Below are 17,387 nucleotides of genomic sequence, written 5' to 3'. Positions count from 1 at the left end.
CAGGGGCGGACTAGCCCTTGCATCGAGCTAGGCTTTTGTTCACAGGGGCGGACTAGCCCTTGCATCGAGCTAGGCTTTTGTTCGCAGCGGCGAACCAGCCATGTATCGAGCCGGGCTTTTGTCCGCAGTAGCGAACCAGCCCCTGTTGTCCCCCAAACGACTTACGAAGTCGGCAGCGTGTCGTAGCGCAGACGCAGTTCACGCTTTAATATTTTCCCGCTCGGGTTGCGCGGGAGCGTGTCCGTGATAAAGACATACTTCGGCGCCTTGAACGAGGCGAGGCGCTCTTTGCAAAAGGCGAGCATTTCTTCTTCCGACACAGTCTCGCCTGCCTTTGGCACCACGACTGCCGCCACAGCCTCGATCCAGTACGGATGGGGAATGCCGATTACAGCTACTTCCGATACTTTCGGGTGCTGGTAGATCAGCTCCTCGACTTCCCTGCTCGCTACGTTTTCCCCGCCTGATTTGATCATGTCCTTTTTCCGGTCGACGACAGTAATATAGCCTTCTTCATCCATAATCCCCAAGTCGCCGCTGTGGAACCAGCCGCCGAGAAAAGCTGCCTGCGTCTTTTCTTCGTCGCGGAAATAACCGATCATCGCATGGCTCGTTCGATGAACAATCTCACCAACGCAGCCCCTGGGCACCTCGACGCCATCGTCATCGACAATTTTTGTCTCTACATTGAGCGCAGGTTTGCCAGCCGATCCGGCTTTGCGAATCTGGTCCTTCGGCTGCAATACCGTCGCCAGTGGAGCTACTTCGGTCTGTCCGTAGAAGTTGTAAAATTGCGCATTGGGCAGACGCGTTCCCAGCTCCTTCAACACTTCTACAGGCATGATCGCCGCGCCGTAGTAACATTTTTGCAGCGAAGACAAGTTCCGCGACGAAAACTCGGGAGAGCGGAGCAAGGCAATCCAAACAGTCGGCGGGCAAAAAAGCTGTGTCGCCTGGTGGCTCTCTACGACCTGAAGCATCAAGCCTGGCGTCGCTTGCTCCAAAATAATGCCGGTGCCACCCAGATATACATACGGCCCGAGGAAGCAGTGCAGCTGCGCGCTATGGAACAAAGGAAGCGCGTGCACAGCTACATCATCGTGCGACATGTTTCCTTCTATAATCGTGCTGACGTATTCCGAAAGAATGCTGCTGTGCGTCAGCATGACTCCTTTTGGCCTCGATTCCGTGCCGCTCGTGTACAAAATGTGGGCGACATCCTCGTCGGCCAGCTCCAGCTCCGGCTCTTCCGTGCTGGCGCCCTCAATCAGCGGGCGAAACGGCACCCACTCTCCTTCCTGCACCGCTGGCCTGGAGATCAGCGACAAAAGCTTGGGCGATAAGTTTGCCGATTCGAGCGCTTCCTTGGCGACCGTGAGAAATTCCGGAGCCACAAAGCAGGCGCTCACCTCTGCATGTCCGAAAATAAAAGCCACATCGCTTGTATGCAGCATGAAGTTGATCGGCACCATAATCAGCCCCGCTTTGGCCAGCGCAAAGTTGAGGATGACAAAGTCCATGGAGTTTCTGGACAGAACCGCCACTCGCTCCCCTTTTTGCAATCCTTTGGCGAGGAAGGTGTGCGCAGCCTGATTGACAAGTTGATCCAACTCCGTGTATGTAAGTACCTCTTCCTCAAATTGCAAGGCAATCTTCTCGGGGTAGCGCAGCCTGCTTCGTCGCAAAATATCGCCAAGCGTATTTCTTCTTACTCGTTGGGCTTCCATCATCACAAACCCTCCCTCACCGTATTCCCCCTTATTATATCTCAATTTTCTGTGTTATGTTTATTTTCTGACTTTTAATAGCAAAAAAAGACGGCAGCTCCCTCTGCATTATTGAAGCTGCCGCAGGCCCCAAGAAACATTCGAGTCCTTGTGTACAGCATATCTTAAAACGGGCCGCTCTTCGATATTGGTTCTTCTGGATTTTGAGGAAAAAAACGGTGTGTGCTGGAATGGGCAGCTTCGGCGTCGGAGCACACGCTTGCATTTTGCTGATATAAAAAAGACCTCTTTAAACGAAAGAGATCTTCGTGTCCTATTCGGGTAATGAAAACACGGTGGCGGAGGGAGCAGGATTCGAACCCGCGTGAGCTTGCACTCTAACGGTTTTCAAGACCGCCCCGTTATGACCACTTCGGTATCCCTCCGCATCAATAGCTGGTTTAACTATAGCACAGCTGCAAGACCGCTTGCAAGCGTCGGCAGAAGCGAACCTACCGCTTTACCGCTTGACGACGACGAGCTTCAACTCGCTCAGTTCCTCGACGGCGCACGCGACACCTTCCCGTCCCAGCCCGCTCTCCTTCACGCCGCCAAACGGCATATGATCCACCCGGAACGTCGGGATGTCATTGATGATAACCCCGCCCACTCTAAGCTCGTCCGCCGCTTCCAACGCCAGTGACAAATTGTTCGTGTAAACCCCCGCCTGCAAGCCGTACCGCGAATCATTGACCAGCCTGATCGCCTGCTGGACCGACTGTACCGGATTGATCATGACGACAGGCCCGAATACTTCCTCGCGGGCAATCTTTGCCTCCCGCGGCACATGCGTCAGGACGGTCGGCAAAAGCATCCGCCCCATCAGTTCGCCGCCGCAGGCGAGCTTCGCCCCTTGGTCGAGCGCTTCCCCGATCCAGGCAAGCACGCGCTCTGTCTGCTTCGGATGGACCATGGCGGAAAAGTCTGCTTCTTCTTCTAGCGAATCTCCCCCGCGCAACGCCACCGTCTGTTCCACAAAGCGGCGGACAAATTCGTCATAGATGTCCGTCACGACATAAATTCGTTGCACAGACACACACACTTGACCAGAATAAGCAAAAGCCCCGAACAAGCAGCGCAAAACGACCTCGTCCAGCGGCGTATCGCGGTCGACGATGACCGCAGAATTGGCGCCCAGCTCCAAGATTACTTTTTTCAAGCCCGCCCGATTGCGCACCTCGACGCCCACTTCAGGGCTTCCGGAAAAGGTCACGGCGCGAACTCGCGGGTCGGTAACCAGCTTGTGGCCCACGACCTCTGCGCTGCCTGTGACGACGTTTAACGCTCCTGCCGGGAGTCCAGCCTGCTCTGCCAGCTCAGCGAGAAAAAGCGCACTGATCGGGGTCTGCGAAGCTGGCTTCAATACGACTGTATTGCCAGCAGCGAGCGCAGGCCCGACCTTGTGCGCTATCGAATTGAACGGAAAAGGAAACGGCGTGATCGCGCCCACGACTCCCAGAGGCTCGCGCACCGTGTAAGCGAGACGGCCTTCGCCACCGATAGCAGCGTCCAGTGGAATCGTTTCCCCGTGCAGCCGCTTGGCTTCTTCCGCTGCAAACCTGTACGTCTGCACCGTGCGGATGATTTCGCCGCGCGCTGTCCGAATCGGTTTTCCCGCTTCCAGCGCGACGATCCGGGCAGCTTCCTCCATTCGCTCATCCAACAGGATGGCGATTTTCTCCAGAATGGCTGCTCGCTGGTAAGCTGGCATGCGGCGCATGGGGGTTGTAGCTTCTTCGGCCGCTGCAATCGCCCGCTCTACTGCCACAGCATCCGCCTGGGGAATGTGTGCGATCACCTGACCTGTACAAGGCGAATACAACGGGGCATGGTCTGCCATAGGTATCCACTTTCCCCCGATAAAACACGCTCTTCTCATCGCCGTCTCCTCCGTCCCTGACACGATTGGATCTCTCAAAGCCTCTCCCAATCATTCTCCAGAGCAGACGGCGCTTCCTTGTCCTGCGCTCAAACTTTTTCCTTTTTTTCACAATTACCATCTCAAGTAGCTTAAAAGCGCCCTAGAAAAAGACGCTGCGGCTTCCTTACTGCGCTGGCCCTTCGGCTACCCCGCACCAGTCGAGCAGAGTCAAAGCAAAAATTTCCGCGCAGCGGAAGACGTCATCCAAAACGATGTACTCGTCCCGATAGTGCGCTACTTGTGTAACACCAGGCCCCACGACGATAGCAGGCGTATCGGCCAAAGCCGTCAACAAGCCGCCGTCTGTTCCCCACGGAGATGCTTCCACAATGGCACGCTCGCCCGTCACGGCCGCAAACTTGTCCTGCAAAATGTCCATGAGCGGATGATCCTGTGCGACATCCCCTGGCACCCAGCGCGCGCCGTACCATTCCAGCTCGACTGGCTGCTCCGCAAACCACGGATCGACTTCTGCCAGACGCTGCAAAGCCGCTTCCATTTCTGCCTTGGCATCCTCCATCTGCTCGCCGGGCGCGACTCCCATCCTGCCTTCCAGCTTGACGAGATCCGCGACAGACGACGGCCATTTTCCGCCTTCGATGACCCCGATGTTGATCGGGATCGGAATCGGCAGCTTGGCGTACAGCGGATCATCGAGACGGTCGTTGCGCTCTTTTTCCAGACGGCCAATCGCCTGCACGACGAGCATGCTCTTTTCGATGGCACTGACTCCTTCGTAGCGGGTGCCGCCATGGGCAGAGCGTCCCTTGACCGTCAGACGGAACCACATCGAGCCTTGCTGTTTCGGAAAAATTTTCATGTTGGTCGGCTCAGGGATCAGCGCAGCATCTGCCTTGTAGCCGCGCAGGATGGTGGCAAGCGTTCCGGCTCCGCCGCTTTCTTCCTCCACCACGCTTTGGAAAATGACGTCTCCCTTCAGGCTGACACCGAGCTTTTGCAGGACGGAAATAGCCAAGAGCGACGATAGGTTTCCACCCTTCATGTCGGTTGCGCCCCTGCCGTACAGTTTGCCGTCCTCCACTTTTCCGCTGAACGGATCATCGCTCCACTGGGCGTAATCGCCAGCGGGAACGACATCGACGTGCCCGTTCAAAATGAGCGAGCGGCCTTTCCCCGCGCCTTTCCAGACGCCGACGACGTTCGGACTGCCTTCAAACGTTTGCCGGGGGGAGACGAAGTATGGATGCGAAACCAGCTCTTCCCCTTCCATGACCCACAAGTCGACACTCAGGCCCATCTTCGCCAAATGATCGGCGATGCTTTTCTGAATCGCTTCCTCTGCTCCTTGCACGCTCGGGCTTTGCACCCACTCTTGCAGCAGCTTGACAGAAGCTTCCCGATCCTTTTCCAACTGCTCTCGTATCAGCGCTTGCCAGTTAGTCATGTTCTTCCTCCGTTTCTTGGGTTCGTCCTTTGCCTTTTGTCTTTTGCTTATTGTCTAGCGGAATACGCCTACTTCGCCCTCTATCTTCAGTTCCGCTTCGGTGGCCCCGATGACATCCGCCACACTGTACGGATACATGACCTCGCGCAAATACAAGCCATCTGGCGTAACTTCCATGACAGCCATGTCCGTGATGATCCAGTCTGCCGCCTGGGTGGCAGTGAGCGGAAGCGAGCATTCGCGGACGATTTTGGAACGGCCGTTTTTATCGAGATGCGTCGTCACGACCATCACTTTTTTCGCTTTCTGGGCCAGCTCCATCGCCCCGCCCATACCCGGCACGCGCTTGCCTGGCACAATCCAGTTGGCAATATCCCCGTTTTGGCTGACCTCCAGCACTCCGAGGATGGTCATATCCAACAGGCCGCGACGGATGATCGCAAATGCCGTTGCGCTATCGAAAAAGGACGCCCCTGTCGCCAATGTGACGGGAAAGCCGCCTGCATTGCACAGCATCGCGTTTTCTTCCCCTTTGGCCGGACTTGGCCCGGTTCCGAGGATGCCGTTCTCGGCGTGGAACATCACCCGTTTGTCCACGGGAATGAAATCGGCCACCAGCGTAGGGATGCCGATTCCCAAGTTGATAATCATTCCATCCTCGACTTCCAGGGCCGCCCTGCGTGCGATTCGCTCACGGTAGCTCTCGGTCTCTTTTACTTCTCCCACGCCCATTGCCAGTTCACCCCTTCACTTTGCACGATGTAATTGACGAACACGCCCGGCGTCACGATTTCTTCCGGGTTCAGCTCGCCAACCTCGACGATCTCGTCCGCTTCGACAATGGTGATGTCTCCTGCCATCGCCACAAGCGGATTGAAGTTGCGCGCGCTCGTATCGTAAACCAGATTGCCGAAGCGATCCGCTTTTTTGGCATGGACGATCGCCACTTCCGCTGTCAAAGGCGTCTCCAGCAAAAATTCCTTGCCATCGAGCACGACCTTTTGCTTGCCTTTTTCTGCAATCGTGCCGATGCCAACGTCGGACAAAATGCCTCCCAAACCGACGCCGCCTGCCCGTACACGCTCCGCGAGAATGCCTTGAGGGCAAAACTCGACCTCAAGCTCTCCGGCCGTCATTTGCGCCCCTGCGTTCGGATTGGAGCCGATGTGGGACGCGATGACTTTTTTGACCCGCTTTTCCGTCACGAGCTTGCCGATCCCGATGTGTGGAAACGCGGTATCGTTGCTGATCAGCGTCAAATCGCGCACACCCAAATCCAAAATGCCCTGGATCAGTGTGGGCGGATTGCCCACACCTCCAAAGCCTCCTGCCAGAAGCGTCATCCCGTCGCGAAAATGGGACAGCGCCTCCTGCATGGTCACTACTTTATCAAAACGGTTCGTCATCGATAGCCCCTCCACTCTAGTTGATCAGCGCCTTGTCTTTCAGCTCCTGCGATACGCTGACAATCGCCTCTTTCAGGAGGCCGATCAGTTCGTCGATCTCTGCTTTTGTAATCGTCAGTGGAGGAGAGACAATGATGGAGTCACCTGCCACCCCGTCGATTCCACCCATGGCCGGATAAATGAGCAGCCCTTTTTCGAACGCTTTTGCAATTACCTTGCTTGCCACCCCTTGGGAGAGCGGGAACGGTTCTTTTGTTTGCTTGTCTTTGACAAATTCCAGACCGCACAGCAATCCCAGACCGCGCGCCTCGCCGATCAGCGGCAGTTCATCCGCCAACTCCTGCAGACGTGCCAGCAAGTAAGCGCCTTGCTCGGCTGCTTTGTCAAACAACTGATTTTTTTCGACATATCGCAAAACAGCCAGGGAGACAGCGGCGGACTGCGGATTGGCACTGTACGTGTGTCCAGCCATGATCAGACCGCTTCCTTGGCTAATCGTCTCGATGATCTCATCCGACACCATTGTGGCGGCCATCGGCGTATAGCCTGCGCTCATGCCTTTGCCCAAAGTCATCAGGTCAGGCACGACGCCCCAGTGATCGATCCCGAACGCTTTCCCTGTGCGCCCTACTCCCGTCATCACTTCGTCGGCGATGAACAGCACTTCATACTTGTCGCAAATTTCCCGAATGCGCTGGAAGTAGCCATCTGGCGGCACGACTGCACCGCCGGATGCGCCAATGACTGGCTCAGCGATGAAGGCCGCGACTTGTTCCGCACCGATTCGCAAAATGGCGCGTTCCAGCTCGTTCGCACATTCCAAGGCGTATGTCTCAAGCGACATTCCTTCAGGTCTGCGGTACGGATACGGGCCAGTGATCGTCGGATAGTCCTCCAAAAGCGGGGCAAAACGTTTGCGGCGCAATACGTGACCCGACATGGACAGCGCGCCCATCGTGATGCCGTGATAGCTCATCCAGCGGGAAATGATCCGGTTTTTCGTCGGCTTGCCTTTTTCCTGCCAGTATTGGATCGCGATCTTTTGCGCTGTTTCCGTCGCTTCCGAGCCGCTGCTGACGAAAAACGTCCAGTTCAGCGAACCAGGCGCCCACTCAGCCAGCTTGGCTCCCAGCTCCTCTACGGCATCGCTGCTGAAATGCGAGCGGTACGCAAAAGATACTTCTTTTGCCTGCTGATACATCGCGTCGGCTATTTCCTCCACGCCGTGACCGATGCTCGCCGTGACAGCGCCACCGCAGCCATCGATATAGCGCTTGCCGTCTTTATCGTATAAATAAATGCCTTTTCCATGAGAAATGAACGGATATGTCTTGCCCAGTTCCGGTTTAATTACATAGCTTCTGCTCATAATCGTCGCCACCTCGCTTATTCTCTACCTCTATCCTAGCTGACCAGCCCGTTTCATCCATCCGACGCGCTGGCAAAAAAAACGTGGCAAAGAGACAAAATCTTTTGTACATTTTGTATAAAGAACTTCGCAACACGGAGGTGTACCTCATGACAATTACGATCAGAGAGGCTCTGCAACTGCCCGACATGGTTCAGACGCGTCTGATCGCAGGTGCTGGCGGGCTGGACAATCCGATCCGCTGGGTGACGATCGTGGAAGTGCTGGAGGATGCCAGCCGTCTGCAAGAAGGGGAATTTTTGATTACAACCGGATTTGGGCTGATGGAAAATGTCGAGCGGCTCAGTTCATTCATCCCGATGTTAGCCAGGCAAAAGCTCAGCGGAGTCGCTATTCATACCGGATTTTACATGCGGGAAATTCCCGAAAGCTTTCTCGAACTGGCGGACCGCCATCAGTTGCCGCTCATCGAAATCCCGACCGAAATCAACTTCTCGACGATTACCAAAGCGATTTTGCAGCCGATCGTCAATCGGCAGTTTGAGACACTGGCCTACTCGCAAGCCATTCACAACCGGATGATTGAAGCAGCCCTGTCCAAAGGCGGGCTGCCAGCGATCGCAGGCGAGCTTGCTGAGCTTACGGGCGGTGCGGTGACGCTTCTCGACGCCCTCGGGTTTGAAGTGACCCAGCACGGCTGCAAGGCGGAGCCGTACACGGAAGAAGGCAAGGAGCATGTGCATTCGGTGCCGATCCGGGCAAGTCGCGAGCATTTTGGCACACTCAGCCTGAGCAAGCCGCGGGAATCGTGGAAAGAGCTTGACGACGTAGCGCTCCAGCACGCAGCCACCTTGTGTGCGCTGGAATATGTAAAAGAACGCGCTGTTTCAGCGACGGAGTGGCGGTTGAAAGGGGATTTCGTCGAGGAGCTGCTGAACGGAAAGCCAATGAGTCCGCAAGACCTGGAAAGCCGCTGTCGCATGCTCGGCTATCCGCTCTCCGGCAAGCACCTCGTGGTCGCGGTCAAAGTCGAGACGGTCGAGCACAACAGGCTCGCGGAGCTGCATCAAAGCGTCATTACCCTAATGCGCAGACTGTGCGACCGCCATCAACGTTCGTACCTTTTGCGGGAGCGCCCGCACTGTCTTTTGTTCATTTTGCCCGACGACCGGACGAGCTTGCAGTTGCTCGAACAATTTGCAGCCAGGTGGGAAGGGCTGCACTCTGCCACCACCCTGCAAGTGGCGATCAGCAATCCCCGCGATTTGCTGACAAATGTTTCCTCGGCCGCAGAAGAAGCGATGTTCGCGCTGCAAGCGTATCCTTTGCTCGCTACCGCTCCCGATTTGCTGCGTTACCGGGACATGCAGGGCTATCAGTTTCTGTTTCCTTACCACCGGGACGAGCACAGCATGACGGCATTGTGGAAGCCGATTCTGGAACCGCTGATCCGCTACGACAGCAAGTACAATCAACAGCTGCTCGAAACATTGGAAGTGTACCTGGCCCAAAACGGAAACGGCCTGCAAACCTCCCAAGCGTTATATATTCATCGGCATACGCTGAAATACCGCTTGACCCAGATTGAAGAAAAAACAGGCTACCGCCTGGAGGACGCGCATCAGCGCTGGCAGCTTCAGCTGGCACTTATGGCCCGCCGACTGCAACAGCAGCTTTCCTCACAAGAGTAGCCTTATTCATCGCGCGTGGGCCGAAGTGGCTTCACCCAGATGTTCATGTCTTCGAATCCGGAAAAAATCGTACAGTTGTTGATCAGCCGCCCCCGGTATTCGTAGCCCATTTTGGCGGCTGTTACGTTCATGCCCGCCGATTGGGCCCGCGTCAACGTGTACAAATAGTAAATCCCTGCTTCCTCCATCTTGTGTTCCAACGCGTGGAACAACGGCTGGAGGAGCCCTTTTCCGGCGTGATCCGGATGAGTGGCACAATCGGTCATCTCTGCCGATCCCATGCGCTCTGACACCTCCGCAGACGCCGCACAGGCGATTTGCCCGTCCCGCTCGACCACGAAGTACACCGTGCCCTCCTGCATCGTTTTTTGAATGTACGCGGGATCATCCATCGGCGTAGGATACGTCGCGAAAACGAGGCCGTACAGCTTCGCCAGCTCCTCTGCGTCCGCTTCTGTTGCCGGGCGCATGCGATATCCTTCCGGGAGCGGCTTTTCTTCGCCTGGTCCCGCTTTCGCAAGACTCAGCGCCAAAATTTCCTCGGCCAGCTCGGGAGCAGCAGATGTCGCCCGATCCTCCGTGAGATAAGCCGTGAGCATGTAAGCGTTTTGCCCCTGGAAAAAACCGTCGATGATTCCCTCCTGGCGATATCCCCGCGCAAGCCATTCCCCAACGTCCTGCTTTTTTCCGTAGACGATCAGCTTGCTCGCCGCAGACTTTGTTCCAACCTGCTTGAGCAGTTCGTCATACTCGCTGATGCGCGTCCGATCGTACTCATGCAGTTTGACCCTGCGATTTTGCTGATCGTCCACCAAATCACCCGTAGCGAGCATTTCCTCGATCTGTATCATGAAGCCTTCCCTCCCCTGTTTGCCTTGTGACTCCATTGTAGCAAAATGAACCTTCCCGTCATCTGCCAATCTGTATAAAAAGTGGGCTGCCAAGCACAAATCTCAGGCGGGTAGGCATTCGATGAGCGCCATTTTCCCTATACGTTCATAAGATGAAGGAGTTGCTCCATCTGGGAAGGAGGGGGTATTCATGAGCTGCAGCAGCGGAAACAACGATTTCGCCCTTGTTTTGGTTTTGTTCGTTCTTCTCGTGATTGTTCTCGTCGCCATCTCATAGGTACTCGTATGTGCCCCTCTTGATAGGCAGTATCGAGGGGCCACTTACATATGCATGTAATAAGCTATGTAACGTCTGAGAAGGGAGGAAGCCCCCGTGTCCACACTTGTGTTCGCGCATCGCGGCGCTTCCGGCCTGCATCCGGAAAACACGATGGAAGCGTTCCACGCTGCTGTCCGCAAGCGCGCGGACGGAATCGAGCTGGACGTTCAGCTAAGCCGCGACGACAAGCTCGTCGTCATTCACGACCATCGACTCGAACGGACCACGAACGGCTCCGGTCTGGTGCGCGGCTACACGATGCGCGAGCTTCGTCAGCTGCGCGCCGACAAGGACAGCTCCATGCGTGTTCCCAAAGCCCGGATTCCAGTCCTGCGCGAGGTATTTCAAACCTTTTCCGATACATCGTTGCACTTCATCATCGAGTTGAAAAATTTCTTTTTGGCCCAGCCCCAGCTTGAGGAAAAGGTCATCGAGCTGATCAGGCGCTACCAGCTCACAGAGCGGACGATCATCTCCACCTTCAACTTCGACAGCTTGCTGCGCATCAAAGAACTGGACCCTGCCCAGACAACCGGACTGCTCTATGTCGGCCCGATTGCAAAACCGTGGGCAGTCGCCAGCCAGTATCGCTGCGAGCAGCTGCATGTGCCGTACGATCAGCTGACACCCGAGCTGGTGCGGCAAGCCAAGCAGCGCAATCTGACCGTCTACGGCTGGACAGTGAACAGCAGTCGGCAAATCCAGAATGCCATCGAATACGGCGTGGACGGAATCATTACGAATTACCCTGGCCGCGCAAGAAAAATCATCGAGGCGGATGCGTAACGTCAAAAAGGGAGCCATTTTCCGGCTCCCTTTTTTTATGCAGTTGCTCGAGCCGTTTGAGCGGCTTTTCAGGCGCGTGGAACATAAAACTTCCCTTGCCAGCTGTTTCTGTTTTGCAACTCGGCATGGATGCCGTTGAGCACTTCCCACTTTTTGCGGCTCCACATCGGCCCGATCAACAAGTCTTTTGGCCCGTCTCCGGTGACCCGGTGCACGATCATCTCGGGCGGTAAAATTTCCAGCGTATCTACGACAAGCTTGATGTACTCTTCCAGGGAAAGAAACTCAAGCAGCCCTGCCTCGTACTGTTTGACCATCGGCGTCTTGCGCAAAAGGTGCAGCAGGTGAATTTTGATCCCCTGCACATCCAGGTGGGCAACCGCATCGGCCGTCTGCATCATCTGCTCGTGCGTTTCGCCTGGCAACCCGTAAATGATGTGGGAACAGACGCGAATATTGTGCTTGCGCAGTCTTTCCACCGCATCGACATAGCAGGCGTAGTCGTGCGCCCGGTTGATGAGCTGTGCCGTATGCTCGTGAACCGTTTGCAGCCCAAGCTCGACCCACAAGTACGTCCGCTCGTTCAGCTCGGCCAAATATTCGACGACATCGTCCGGGAGGCAGTCGGGACGCGTGGCGACGGACAAGCCGACTACGCCTTCCTGCCTAAGAATGACTTCGTACATCTCGCGCAGCTCGTGAACAGGCGCGTACGTGTTCGTGTACGCTTGGAAAAAGCCGAGGTATTTTGCCTGCGGCCACTTTTCGTGCATCCGGCCTTTTACGTCGTGAAACTGCCGCTCCAGGTCCATCCGCCGATCGCCAGCGAAATCCCCCGAGCCACGAGCGCTGCAAAACGTACAGCCGCCTGTCGCCACCTTGCCATCCCGGTTCGGGCAGCTGAAGCCCCCGTCCAGCGGCACCTTGAAAATCTTTTCGTGAAACGTCGAGCGCAAATGATAGTTCCATGTATGGTACCGCTTATCTCCCCAAAACACGGGAGTAGTTTGTTCGCATTGTTGTGATTGTGGTGCCAGCTTCATCACCGCTTTTCCTCCTCGTGGCACAGCCAAAAGCCCTGTGCCCTGCTCCCACGGCTCTTGCTCTCATACGCGTGATCGCGTCATTATACCAGATCAGCGCCCTTTTTCGCTACTTTCCCATAAGGAAACCACAGGTCCGATGTCCCTGTGGTTTGTTTGACAATCCTATTGCTGGATCTCCTCGATGCGAATGGCGCGCGTGTGGGACGTATGGCTCCACACTTGATTTTTCTTGGTGAAAAACGCGTAAAACATGATCGGAAGCCAGGTCAGGAAAAAGAACGGCAACAACAGCAGTCCCAAATATCCTTTGAGCGGCACCTTTTCCAGATAGAGCGCCAGCACTGGCAGCAAATAAAACACAGCGGTAGAGCCGTACACCAGCCAAGTTGGCAGGATCGTCGCAGCCGGCGTCAGAGCCGCAATGTCAAAAAATCTGCCCAGGAACAGCAAGGACATCATGGTCACCATCAACACGTACATCGGCTGGAACAGGTAGAACGCTGCGTCGAGCATTCCCAGCTTTCTCGACTTCAAGCCATTCTTCAGTACGCTTCCGATGTAACGCCCTGCTACATCATAGTGACCTTGCATCCAGCGCAAACGTTGGCGCATGGAAGCTTTCAAATCAATCGGTTTTTCATCCCATACCTTCGTGTCGTGAGCCCAGGTTGGATAAATGCCGCGTTCAATACAGCGGGTAGCAAACTCCAGGTCTTCCGTGAGACTTGTCGCACCCCAGCCCATTTCTTTGAGCAAGTTGCTCTCGATGCACAAGCCTGTTCCGCCCAATGTGTTTGGCAGACCGAGGTTGTGACGGGCCAGTTGCCACATGCGGTTCGTAAACCAGTACGTCACCGCATAAGACAGGGTAATCCAGGAGTCAAACGGGTTTTTCGAATCGAGATAGCCCTGGATCACGCGTGCGCCTTTGACCAGACGGTCGTTCATCACGCGCAGGAAGTTCTTTTCAACCAGGTTGTCGGCGTCAAACATGACGACTGCATCATACTGCTTCGGTCTAGCCCAGAGGTTTTCCAGCATCCACTCAATCCCGTAGCCTTTTCCGCGCTTGGACGTATCAAAACGCTCGCACGCGATGGCTCCGTGTGCCCGACTGATCTCAGCTGTGTTGTCCGAACAGTTGTCGCAAATGACGAAGATGTCGTACATTTCACGCGGGTAGTCGAGCTTTTTCAGGTTTTCAATCAGTGGCGCGATTACGGCACTTTCGTTATGCGCCGCAACCAGTACAGCAAAAGTCTTTTGTGGCTCGCTTGTCACCTGCTCCTTTTTGCGGAACAGACCTGCGCAAGAAACCAGTGTTTGGTACGTGCTGATCACACCTACCGTTGAAGTGAATCCGATGAATAATCCCTCAATGATCTCTCTAATTACACTCATGGGTTCTTCTCCTCGACCTAAATCAAATTGGGTCTGATCCGATTTAGGTAGTGTTGTTTTTCCAACATTTCTCTATTGTAATTCTCCCAATTGGGAGTGTACATCAAAAGCGTTTCAAGATCAATGACCCAAAAGTGGGAAAAACGAAGGCACTGCTATCACCTTTCCCACCTTTTTCTCTTTCTATTCGACAAGCCTTGGACATGAGCAGAAAAAAAAGCCCTTGTCGAAAAGGCTTGATATATTTCGAAAACGCAACGGCTCATTTCAGCTCGAAAATAGCCTCAGTCTGGTATCACGATGGTGCGGTCGGCGAGACTCGAACTCGCACGGGTCGCCCCGCCACCCCCTCAAGATGGTGTGTCTGCCAATTCCACCACGACCGCCTGTTTCCTTGATAATCGCGGACTTCCTTGCCAAAATTCCTGCCGCGAAATCATGTTTTTGAGTATACACAATCGAAATTTAGAAGTCAATAGCGTTTTTCTCCATACAGAGCGCCTATTTTTGTTGCTAATCATTGGAATATTTTTGTGGCATGTTTCTGCTTTAAGCCATTGTCGGTTGAAAGCGTGTTTTGTCTCTTCTTCTAGAAAATGCGGCGATCGTGTTGATGGAAAATTTCAAGGTTTCGTCACCATAACGGATCAACTGCGACTCCATATTTTTTGGTTTTCTTACATATTTCATGGCGAATCAGACAAATTATTACCAGTAGTAGAAACCCATCGTTCTCAAAAAAATTTTTCGTTATTGGGGGAAACCGATGATTCCCGAAAATATTAAACAGTTGCTCCACGATATTCGGCTAATTGGTGGCGGTATGAAGCAGTACGAGCATCCCGATGATTGGCAGCTGATCCGCAATCTGGTTGGCGAGCAGCTGGAAGTTGATTTGAGCGATGCCACCCCAGACTATTGGGAAAAGCTTCATGCCTCACTGGAGAACGAGAAAGCGATTGCATTAGAAAAAGCTGAGCGGCGCTACTTCCACGGTCTCTACTACTACAATCCTTTTATTTGACCACGAGCTGTTCGTGGTCTTCCTTTCTTCGTGCTTTGCTTGTGCTCTGCTTGCGCTCGTCTTTGTCTTCCGTATCGCGCTCTGATCAGTTCTGCGCCCTTTTCGCTGCTTCTTCTGCTCTCTGTTCTAGCCGTTCTCTGCCTGCTGTCTCTTTTGTGCTCCGTCCTGCTCTCTTTTCTGTACTCTGTCCGGCGTTCTCTTCCTGCTCTCTCTTCTGTGCTCTGTCCTGCTTTCCTCTTCCTGCTCTCTTCTGTGCTCTGTCCGGCGTTCTCTTCCTGCTCTCTCTTCTGTGCTCTGTCCTGCATTCTCTGCCTGCTCTCTCTTCTGTGCTCTGTCCAGCGTTCTCTTCCTGCTCTCTCTTCTGTGCTCTGTCCGGCGTTCTCTTCCTGCTCTCTCTTCTGTGCTCTGTCCTGCATTCTCTGCCTGCTCTCTTTTCTGTACTCTGTCCTGCATTCTCTGCCTGCTCTCTTTTCTGTACTCTGTCCTGCGTTCTCTGCCTGCCCTGTCTTCGAATTGCCCCTCAAGAAAAGAACATCCCGTGAAAACATTTTTGTAAAAATGAGTATCTTTTTTCTCCCCTAAACGTTACATAGAGTAGAGAGTGAAACTAACAGGGAACTCCTTGCAAAGAATATGCTCATTATCGAAAAGCTTCCTTATTATATGTACGTCAATTTTAGTCATTTTTTGTCGATAAAATGGCTCTTGTTTTTGTTGCTCTTCCTGCTCCTGTGATCTCTGCTGTAAAAAAGCAGGACTTTATTTGACTTGCAAGCAATCATTCTTAGCCTTTGCAAAGCCATAAACGCTGCATGGCCAACAGGAACGCCCTCCCCCGGTTCTCGCATCCATGCGGTGCACAAGACACACTGCCGGGCAGGCTCCCATTTTACATAATGATTGTAAGTATAATTCAGCTATTATATATTAATGGAATTATGATATTTCATACATATAGCGGCATAACTTTGAACGTCATGAGAGGAGAATTTGATGACATTTCATAACGCTGAAGAGTATGTTGATCCGAAAAACTACGACGCTGAATTTGGTAGAGAGTGGAAGAAATACGAGTTGTTTCTGCAGGAAGCGAAGCCGTGTCAACATGTGCTTGAGCTTGCCTGTGGAACGGGATTAACGACGTTGTACCTCGCTGAACGAGGTGTACATATTGACGGGGTAGACATTTTACCGAATATGATACAGTATGCCAAACAGAAAAACACAAACGAAAATGCCCGGTTTTATGTTGGGGATGCCATGACCTTTCCCTCGTCGATTGCCTATGATTTTGTATATTTGACGGGTAATGCGTTCCAAGCGTTTTTAACTCGTGACGCTCAAAATTCGCTGCTGGAAAATGTGAACAAGCTACTCAAGGCAGGCGGGAAATTTATTTTTGAGACGCGCAACCCAAGTGGCCATGATCTTACAGACTGTGATTATGAATATTGGCATACATTTCAGGATTATGAGGGGAATCCTGTAGAAGTGGGCGGGAAACAGAAATATAACCCTGATACGAATATAATGAAATGGACGACGATTCGTAAATTCCAAAGCTATGAGCGGGAATCAGAGATTTTATGTTTGTTTACTGAGCCTGAATCGATTCGCAAATTGTTAAACGAGCATGGATTTGATATTCAAAGTGAATATAGCAACTGGAATCGATCACCGTTTACTGGCAAGGATGAACTGATTATATTCGTTGCAAGAAAACAGCCATGACCGTATCGGCGCAAACCAAACCTAGTATGAGTGTAAGGGATAGTCGCTCAACGCCCTCCATGCTGAGTCATACTGCAATTGGACTGAAATACGCAGCTTCTCCTTTTCATGCGTGCAGCCAAGCTTGCTATAACGCCTGTCTATAGCGTTGTACTCACGCGCTAAATAGCAGATATGTATCCATCAAGGCAATGTTCGCAGCACATCGTACGCCCCCACCTACTTGCTTTTTATTCGAAAACACCACTAGCTATGTGCCAGTGGTATTTGCCTGCTTTTACCGGTGAAATGAAAGCTTGATCTGTAGCCAGCGCCTTGCTCCATGCCAAGCTATGTACCTCCATACAACAAAAAAGCCGCCAGCTATAGCGACTTCAAATACTTTAAAACTAACGTCCTGAGAGGGATTCGAACCCCCGACCGTGCGCTTAGAAGGCGCATGCTCTATCCTGCTGAGCTATCAGGACACATTAAAAAGAATGTTCCAGCAGGTGGTTTCCATACGAGTACCTACACTTAGAAGACGTTGCTCTATCCTGCTGAGCTATTAGGACAACTATGGAGGGAGTACCCGGATTTGAACCGGGGGTGAGGGTTTTGCAGACCCGTGCCTTACCACTTGGCTATACTCCCATGCATGGGGCGATCGATGGGACTTGAACCCACGAGTG

15 protein-coding genes and 5 tRNA genes (1 of these 20 only partly in view) are annotated in these 17,387 nt (G+C 53.5%); 5 read left to right on the top strand and 15 right to left on the bottom strand.

Annotated elements, in window-relative coordinates; genetic code table 11:
• Nucleotides 1–161: 161 nt before the first annotated feature.
• The 7 genes from HP435_RS10845 to HP435_RS10815 all read right to left on the bottom strand — a co-directional run bounded on the left by HP435_RS10845 (nt 162) and on the right by HP435_RS10815 (nt 7,867).
• A complete protein-coding gene (locus HP435_RS10845; protein WP_173599757.1) occupies nt 162–1,730 on the bottom strand; it encodes an acyl-CoA synthetase in 1,569 nt (522 codons plus the stop codon).
• Nucleotides 1,731–2,063: 333 nt separating this feature from the next.
• Nucleotides 2,064–2,152, bottom strand: a tRNA-Ser gene (locus HP435_RS10840).
• A gap of 74 nt (nt 2,153–2,226) precedes the next feature.
• Complete coding sequence (locus HP435_RS10835) at nt 2,227–3,645, bottom strand: aldehyde dehydrogenase family protein (RefSeq protein ID WP_173595582.1); 1,419 nt, start codon at nt 3,643–3,645, stop codon at nt 2,227–2,229.
• A 166-nt stretch (nt 3,646–3,811) separates the two neighbouring features.
• On the bottom strand, nt 3,812–5,092 hold the full coding sequence (locus HP435_RS10830) for a peptidase (protein ID WP_173599758.1): 1,281 nt from the start codon (nt 5,090–5,092) through the stop codon (nt 3,812–3,814).
• Nucleotides 5,093–5,146: 54 nt separating this feature from the next.
• Nucleotides 5,147–5,824, bottom strand: coding sequence for a 3-oxoacid CoA-transferase subunit B (locus HP435_RS10825; protein WP_173599759.1), 678 nt, complete (start codon nt 5,822–5,824; stop codon nt 5,147–5,149).
• A complete protein-coding gene (locus HP435_RS10820) occupies nt 5,806–6,498 on the bottom strand; it encodes a 3-oxoacid CoA-transferase subunit A (RefSeq protein WP_063227722.1) in 693 nt (230 codons plus the stop codon). The genes HP435_RS10825 and HP435_RS10820 overlap by 19 nt, the downstream gene beginning before the upstream one ends.
• Nucleotides 6,499–6,514: 16 nt before the next feature.
• The gene (locus HP435_RS10815) at nt 6,515–7,867 is read right to left on the bottom strand and encodes an aspartate aminotransferase family protein (protein WP_173599760.1); all 1,353 of its coding nucleotides are present in this window, start codon (nt 7,865–7,867) and stop codon (nt 6,515–6,517) included.
• 149 nt (nt 7,868–8,016) lie between these two features.
• Between HP435_RS10815 and HP435_RS10810 the strand changes: the two genes are divergently transcribed.
• Nucleotides 8,017–9,558 (top strand): PucR family transcriptional regulator, encoded by a 1,542-nt coding sequence (locus HP435_RS10810; protein ID WP_173599761.1) that lies wholly within the window; start codon nt 8,017–8,019, stop codon nt 9,556–9,558.
• A 2-nt stretch (nt 9,559–9,560) separates the two neighbouring features.
• On the opposite strand, the gene ablB is transcribed toward HP435_RS10810, so the two are convergent.
• Nucleotides 9,561–10,409, bottom strand: coding sequence for a putative beta-lysine N-acetyltransferase (ablB, locus tag HP435_RS10805; protein WP_173595579.1), 849 nt, complete (start codon nt 10,407–10,409; stop codon nt 9,561–9,563).
• Between the two features lie 190 nt (nt 10,410–10,599).
• Between ablB and HP435_RS29250 the strand changes: the two genes are divergently transcribed.
• Both HP435_RS29250 and HP435_RS10800 read left to right on the top strand, forming a co-directional pair.
• Complete coding sequence (locus HP435_RS29250; RefSeq protein ID WP_122965633.1) at nt 10,600–10,686, top strand: YjcZ family sporulation protein; 87 nt, start codon at nt 10,600–10,602, stop codon at nt 10,684–10,686.
• A 96-nt stretch (nt 10,687–10,782) separates the two neighbouring features.
• A complete protein-coding gene (locus HP435_RS10800) occupies nt 10,783–11,514 on the top strand; it encodes a glycerophosphodiester phosphodiesterase (RefSeq protein WP_122965632.1) in 732 nt (243 codons plus the stop codon).
• 68 nt (nt 11,515–11,582) lie between these two features.
• Here HP435_RS10800 and HP435_RS10795 read toward each other — a convergent pair whose 3' ends face one another.
• The 3 genes from HP435_RS10795 to HP435_RS10785 form a co-directional block, all read right to left on the bottom strand.
• Complete coding sequence (locus HP435_RS10795) at nt 11,583–12,557, bottom strand: tRNA modification radical SAM protein MnmL/YtqA (protein WP_173599762.1); 975 nt, start codon at nt 12,555–12,557, stop codon at nt 11,583–11,585.
• A 165-nt stretch (nt 12,558–12,722) separates the two neighbouring features.
• Nucleotides 12,723–13,961: a glycosyltransferase family 2 protein gene (locus HP435_RS10790; RefSeq protein ID WP_122965630.1), complete on the bottom strand. Its 1,239-nt coding sequence runs from the start codon at nt 13,959–13,961 to the stop codon at nt 12,723–12,725.
• A gap of 301 nt (nt 13,962–14,262) precedes the next feature.
• A tRNA-Leu gene (locus HP435_RS10785) sits at nt 14,263–14,347 on the bottom strand.
• Between the two features lie 380 nt (nt 14,348–14,727).
• On the opposite strand from HP435_RS10785, the gene HP435_RS10780 reads away from it, so the two are divergent.
• On the top strand, nt 14,728–14,985 hold the full coding sequence (locus tag HP435_RS10780) for a hypothetical protein (RefSeq protein ID WP_122965629.1): 258 nt from the start codon (nt 14,728–14,730) through the stop codon (nt 14,983–14,985).
• Nucleotides 14,986–15,111: 126 nt separating this feature from the next.
• Here the strand turns inward: HP435_RS10780 and HP435_RS10775 are convergent, their stop codons facing one another.
• Complete coding sequence (locus tag HP435_RS10775; RefSeq protein WP_173599763.1) at nt 15,112–15,438, bottom strand: hypothetical protein; 327 nt, start codon at nt 15,436–15,438, stop codon at nt 15,112–15,114.
• A gap of 540 nt (nt 15,439–15,978) precedes the next feature.
• Here HP435_RS10775 and HP435_RS10770 point away from each other — a divergent pair.
• Entirely contained in the window at nt 15,979–16,716 is a 738-nt protein-coding gene (locus tag HP435_RS10770; protein ID WP_173599764.1) for a class I SAM-dependent DNA methyltransferase, read from the top strand.
• A gap of 393 nt (nt 16,717–17,109) precedes the next feature.
• Here the strand turns inward: HP435_RS10770 and HP435_RS10765 are convergent.
• The 3 genes from HP435_RS10765 to HP435_RS10755 all read right to left on the bottom strand — a co-directional run.
• Nucleotides 17,110–17,183, bottom strand: a tRNA-Arg gene (locus tag HP435_RS10765).
• Nucleotides 17,184–17,275: 92 nt separating this feature from the next.
• Nucleotides 17,276–17,349 (bottom strand) — tRNA-Cys (locus HP435_RS10760).
• Between the two features lie 5 nt (nt 17,350–17,354).
• Nucleotides 17,355–17,387, bottom strand: a tRNA-His gene (locus HP435_RS10755); it runs 43 nt beyond the window's last position.

The organism is Brevibacillus sp. HD3.3A (assembly GCF_013284375.2).
Taxonomy (GTDB): domain Bacteria; phylum Bacillota; class Bacilli; order Brevibacillales; family Brevibacillaceae; genus Brevibacillus; species Brevibacillus parabrevis.
The sequence above is the reverse complement of the archived record's forward strand: the minus strand, read 5'-3'. Positions and strand labels throughout refer to the sequence as shown.

Coding starts and splice junctions, on each gene's coding strand:
- HP435_RS10845 (WP_173599757.1), bottom strand. CDS start 1,730: ATGATGGAAGCCCAACGAGTAAGAAGAAATACGCTTGGCGATATTTTG.
- HP435_RS10835 (WP_173595582.1), bottom strand. CDS start 3,645: ATGAGAAGAGCGTGTTTTATCGGGGGAAAGTGGATACCTATGGCAGAC.
- HP435_RS10830 (WP_173599758.1), bottom strand. CDS start 5,092: ATGACTAACTGGCAAGCGCTGATACGAGAGCAGTTGGAAAAGGATCGG.
- HP435_RS10825 (WP_173599759.1), bottom strand. CDS start 5,824: ATGGGCGTGGGAGAAGTAAAAGAGACCGAGAGCTACCGTGAGCGAATC.
- HP435_RS10820 (WP_063227722.1), bottom strand. CDS start 6,498: ATGACGAACCGTTTTGATAAAGTAGTGACCATGCAGGAGGCGCTGTCC.
- HP435_RS10815 (WP_173599760.1), bottom strand. CDS start 7,867: ATGAGCAGAAGCTATGTAATTAAACCGGAACTGGGCAAGACATATCCG.
- HP435_RS10810 (WP_173599761.1), top strand. CDS start 8,017: ATGACAATTACGATCAGAGAGGCTCTGCAACTGCCCGACATGGTTCAG.
- ablB (WP_173595579.1), bottom strand. CDS start 10,409: ATGATACAGATCGAGGAAATGCTCGCTACGGGTGATTTGGTGGACGAT.
- HP435_RS29250 (WP_122965633.1), top strand. CDS start 10,600: ATGAGCTGCAGCAGCGGAAACAACGATTTCGCCCTTGTTTTGGTTTTG.
- HP435_RS10795 (WP_173599762.1), bottom strand. CDS start 12,557: ATGAAGCTGGCACCACAATCACAACAATGCGAACAAACTACTCCCGTG.
- HP435_RS10790 (WP_122965630.1), bottom strand. CDS start 13,961: ATGAGTGTAATTAGAGAGATCATTGAGGGATTATTCATCGGATTCACT.
- HP435_RS10780 (WP_122965629.1), top strand. CDS start 14,728: ATGATTCCCGAAAATATTAAACAGTTGCTCCACGATATTCGGCTAATT.
- HP435_RS10775 (WP_173599763.1), bottom strand. CDS start 15,438: ATGCAGGACAGAGTACAGAAAAGAGAGCAGGCAGAGAATGCAGGACAG.
- HP435_RS10770 (WP_173599764.1), top strand. CDS start 15,979: ATGACATTTCATAACGCTGAAGAGTATGTTGATCCGAAAAACTACGAC.